Source organism: Deltaproteobacteria bacterium (assembly GCA_009929795.1).
Taxonomy (GTDB): Bacteria; Desulfobacterota; Desulfovibrionia; order Desulfovibrionales; family Desulfomicrobiaceae; genus RZZR01.
On the sequence record RZZR01000176.1, the window covers coordinates 1 to 4,435 of the forward strand.

5 protein-coding genes are annotated in these 4,435 nt (G+C 60.3%); all 5 read left to right on the forward strand.

The annotated features are described in order from the left end of the window. Window positions 1–678, forward strand: a 678-nt coding sequence (locus tag EOM25_12525) for an SPOR domain-containing protein (protein ID NCC25998.1), incomplete at its 5' end; no start/stop codon positions are given. 82 nt (window positions 679–760) lie between these two features. Then, on the forward strand, window positions 761–1,315 hold the full coding sequence (locus EOM25_12530) for an arginine decarboxylase, pyruvoyl-dependent (protein NCC25999.1): 555 nt from the start codon (window positions 761–763) through the stop codon (window positions 1,313–1,315). Window positions 1,316–1,381: 66 nt separating this feature from the next. Beyond that, window positions 1,382–2,281 (forward strand): agmatinase, encoded by a 900-nt coding sequence (gene speB, locus EOM25_12535; GenBank protein ID NCC26000.1) that lies wholly within the window; start codon window positions 1,382–1,384, stop codon window positions 2,279–2,281. After that, window positions 2,278–3,366 carry a deoxyhypusine synthase gene (locus EOM25_12540; GenBank protein ID NCC26001.1) on the forward strand — a complete coding sequence of 363 codons (1,089 nt, stop codon included), beginning with the start codon at window positions 2,278–2,280 and terminating at the stop codon, window positions 3,364–3,366. Before speB ends, EOM25_12540 begins: the two co-directional genes overlap by 4 nt. Continuing rightward, the coding region (locus EOM25_12545; protein ID NCC26002.1) for a class I SAM-dependent RNA methyltransferase at window positions 3,302–4,435 on the forward strand (1,134 nt) is incomplete at its 3' end. The genes EOM25_12540 and EOM25_12545, both read left to right, overlap by 65 nt.

The window sequence follows — 4,435 nt, forward strand, 5'->3', positions numbered from 1 at the left end:
CTTGTCGGTCTTTCCTGGCGTCTGGCAGCCGTCCGGTGCATTGTCGTGGGCATGGTATGGGCCTTCATCCTGGGGGTTTTGGTCGGCAAGGGCTACAAGCCGGAAAACGTGGTTCCGGAGATCGCCAGGCTGATGCCGGAGTCCCAGGTCGTTCAGAAAGCCGAGGAGCCGGGGGTGCTCAAGGCCGAGGAACTGGAGTACTTCGACGCCCTGAAGCGGGCCAAGCCGGTCCCGGCCGAGGAGCACGCCAAGCCACGGTCCGAATCGAAGCCGGAACCGAAGCCGGAACCCAAGACTCCGCCCAAGGCAAGTCCTTCGGATCCAGTACAGACCCATGCCGTAGTCCCGAGCAAACCCGAGCGGAACGAGGCCATCGCTCCACCGGCCCGGCAGAAAGCCTCGGCCGATCAGGACGGCGGGGACGAAGACTCCACGGTCTACCAGTATATTTATCAAGTGGCATCCTTCAAGGACAGACCTTCGGCCCAGACCTTTATACGCAAGCTGGATGCCTTGGGTGTTCGTTCGTCCATAAGCGAGACCACCATCGACGGCCGACCCTGGTTCCGGGTCCTGGCCTATTTTCGAGGAACACCCAAGGATACCAGGGAGTTCAAGTCCAAACTGGCTTCCCTGGGGGTGACCAAGGCTCTGATGAAGAGCAAGATACCGCTATGAGGCCGACTGCCCTTGGGCAGGCGTTTTTTCACAATGACCGGATTCAGGTCGGAAAACTTCGGATCGGATGGAGGTGATGGATATGAATGGATTGAGCTTTGTGCCCACCCGGGCTTTTTTCACCCGAGGAATCGGTCGCCACAAGACCAAGCTCCAGTCCTTCGAGCTGGCATTGCGTGACGCCGGCATAGAAAAACAGAATCTGGTGTACGTCTCCAGTATCTATCCCCCGAAATGCAGGATGCTGACCATGGAGGAAGGAACCCGGCTGCTTCTCCCCGGACAGATCACCTTCTGCGTCATGGCCCGCAACGCCTGCGACGAAAAGGGACGTCTGGTGGGTTCGGCCGTGGGCATGGCCTTTCCTGCCGATGAGAGCAACTATGGCTATATCTCAGAGCATCACGCCTTCGGGGTGGAGGCCAAGGAACTGGGAGACTTCGCCGAGGACCTAGCCTCGACCATGCTGGCCACGACCCTGGGCATCGATTTCGACCCGGAGAAGCACTACGACGAGCGGCGAGAGATCTATCTCATGAGCGGGAAGATCATTGAGTCCATGTCGGCTCCCTGCGTGACCGTGGGCGAGAACGGCATGTGGACCACGACCATTTCGGCTGTGGTTTTCATCCCCTAGCGGATCGTTCACCGAATGGGGCCGGTCACGGGACCGGCCCCGTCAAGACTGCAAAGGCGAAACCTGATGTACGACTCGTTTCTGGATCTTGAGGAAGAGGGAGGACGGACGATCCATGTCTGGCCAGTGCCCTACGAGGGTACGGCGAGCTTTGCTCGAGGGACCAGACTGGGGCCTGAGGCCATACTCAAGGCCAGTTACCAGATCGAAACCTACGATCATGAACTGGGTCAGGACCTTTCCGGCCGGGTCCGGTTTGAGACCCTGCCTTTTCTGCGGCCATCGGCCCAGGGTCCGGACACAGTCATGGACGAGATGCGCGAGGTTCTTTCCGGGTTTGACCCGGTCAAGGACTTCTTCCTGACCCTGGGGGGGGAACACAGCATCGCCCTGCCCCTGGTGGAGTTCTACCACCGGGCTCATTCGGATTTGGTCGTGATCCAGATCGATGCCCACGCCGATCTGCGGGCCAAGTACGAAGGCAGCCCCAGTTCCCACGCCTGTGTCATGGCTCGGGTCCGCGATCTTGGTGTGCCCCTGGTCCAGATCGGAATTCGCAGCCTGTGCCGGGAGGAGGCCGAGACCATGGCCAGGACTCCGGCAGAAGACCTGTTGTGTCTGTTCGGGTGGGATCTGCCAAGTCCGGACCATGCCGCCCGGCGGGTAGGCGATTTCGTGGGCCAAAGACCGGTCTATATCAGTTTCGACGCCGACGGATTGGACCCGTCGATCATGCCCGGGACCGGAACGCCCGAGCCTGGCGGCATAGGTTTTTCCTGGATGCAGGCCTTCTGGACCAGATTTCTTCCCGAGCGGACCCTGGTGGGGCTGGATTTTTGCGAACTGGCCCCGGAACTCGGCCCCGGCGTGATCTCCGAGTCGGTGGCCGTCAAGTGCATCCTGCGTATCCTCATGACTTCATTGGCTGGACCCATAGAGCCGGGCAGGTCTGAAAGCGGATTATGAGTACCCAAAAAAATAGAGACATCGAAACCCTTGAGAGTCCGGAGGACTATGGCCTGAGTCCCTTGGAGCCTCTGGACCCTGACCGGATCGAGACCTTCGACGATCTTTTGTCGGCCATGTCCAAGACGGCCTTTGGAGGCCGGAACCTTGGCGAGGCTCTGAACGTGCTCGAAGACATGGTCCGGGACCCGGACTGTATGGTGGTCGGGACTTTTTCCGGGGCCATGACCGTGGCCAAGATGGGAACCTTGATCTGCAAGATGATCGAGAAGGGCTGGGTGAACGTGGTCATTTCCACCGGAGCCCTGATGGCCCACGGGTTCATCGAATCCATCGGACTCAAGCATTACAAGTACGAGTTTGGGCAGATGGACGACAAGGCATTGTTCAAGAAAGGCTTCAACCGGGTCTACGATACCCTGGAGCCTGAGCAGAACTTCGTCCAGGCCGAGATGGTCATTCATGCGGTCATGGAACGGCTCTCGGCCGAGTCACACCTGTCTTCGGAACGTATCTGCCGGATCATCGGCCGCTATCTGTCCGAGAAAGTTGAAGGCCGAGGTATCCTGAAAAGCGCTTTCGAACAAGACGTTCCAGTCTACATTCCGGCCTTCACTGATTCGGAGATGGCCCTTGACGTGGCCACGCACATCATGCGCCATCTTCCCGAGACCTTGCGCCGCAATTTCGATGCGGAAACCCTGCCCTTCCAATTCAACCCGTTTCTCGACCTGTTCAGCTACACCCGACGCATCTGCAAGGCCAAGACTTTGGGCATTTTCACTATTGGCGGGGGCGTGCCCCGCAATTGGGCCCAGCAGGTGGGCCCGTTCGTCGAAATCCTCAACCAGCGACTGGAGAACATCGATCTGCCTTGCAGGCGGTTCAAGTATGGTATCCGCATTTGCCCCGAGCCGGTTCACTGGGGAGGCCTGAGCGGCTGCACCTACCAGGAAGGGATTTCCTGGGGCAAATTCATGGCCCCGGAAGAAGGGGGCCGATTCGCTGAGGTCCATTGCGATGCGACCATCGCCTGGCCTATGCTTTTCAAGGGCTTGGAAGACAGATTGGCTCGTAAGGCGTGAGTGTCCCGTGATGGACGCGCCCCTGAAAATCGAGAAATTGTTGTGGCGGGGGCGCGGCCTGGCCCGGAGAGATTCGGGGAAGGTGGTCATGGTCGAGCCCGGGGCCCTGCCCGGGGAACTGGTCCGGGTCCGGGTGCTCAAAGAGGGGAAGGATCATGATCAGGCCGAGGTCCGAGAGATCGTCGAAGCCCATCCGGCCAGAAGGCCCCATCCCTGCCATCATTCTCCGGACTGTGGGGGATGCCGGTTTGGAGTCGTCGACAGCCGGGCGGCTCTCGACATCAAACAGGCCATCCTGACCGACGCATTAGCCAGGGCCGGAAGGCGTGTACTGGCTGAGACAGCCGACACGAGCCTAACCGTGGTTCCCTCGCCAGCGTCCTGGAGATACAGACATCGGGTCCAGGTCCATGTTCGTTCGGGAAGGCCCCATTTTTTGGCCCTGGGCTCCGATCGGGCCGTGCCTCTGGACGATTGTCCTCTGATGTCTCAGGCCTTGAACCGTGACCTGGCCGAGTTGAGCGGCCGGCTCGACGATGGTCGTGTCTGTCTGGCCTCCAGCCCGGCCGACGGGGTCACGGCCGCGGAAACAGATCAGACCCCTCTGCGATTGCCGTACCCGGGTTTCGGCCTGGAGCTCAGGGTTCCAGCCCGATGTTTCTTTCAGGCCAATTGGGAGCTGAACACAGTCCTGGTCCACAAAGTCGACGAGGCGCTGGCCGACTGTGAACGGGTGGCCGATCTCTATGCAGGGACCGGAAATTTTGCCCTGCCACTGGCCACAAAAAAAAGGGAAATTTTGGCCGTGGAGGGTTCGACGGCTTCCGCCGAGGTCGGTCAAGTCAACGCCTTGAATCTGGGGCTGGACCGGGTTCGGTTTGTCCAGGGCAATCTGTCCAAGGCCCAGGCTTGGGCCGGGGTTCACAACTTCAGGGCCGAGGCTGCGGTGATCGATCCGCCCAGGGCCGGGGGGCGGGCCGCGGCTTCACATCTGGCCGCCCTCGATGGGCTACGGCGGGTGATTTGGGTCTCATGCGACATCGTCAACACCTGCCGGGATCTCATGCCC

Bases quoted from the DNA above. Each gene is read 5' to 3' on its own strand.
- EOM25_12540 (NCC26001.1), top strand. From the start codon at position 2,278: ATGAGTACCCAAAAAAATAGAGACATCGAAACCCTTGAGAGTCCGGAG.
- speB (NCC26000.1), top strand. From the start codon at position 1,382: ATGTACGACTCGTTTCTGGATCTTGAGGAAGAGGGAGGACGGACGATC.
- EOM25_12530 (NCC25999.1), top strand. From the start codon at position 761: ATGAATGGATTGAGCTTTGTGCCCACCCGGGCTTTTTTCACCCGAGGA.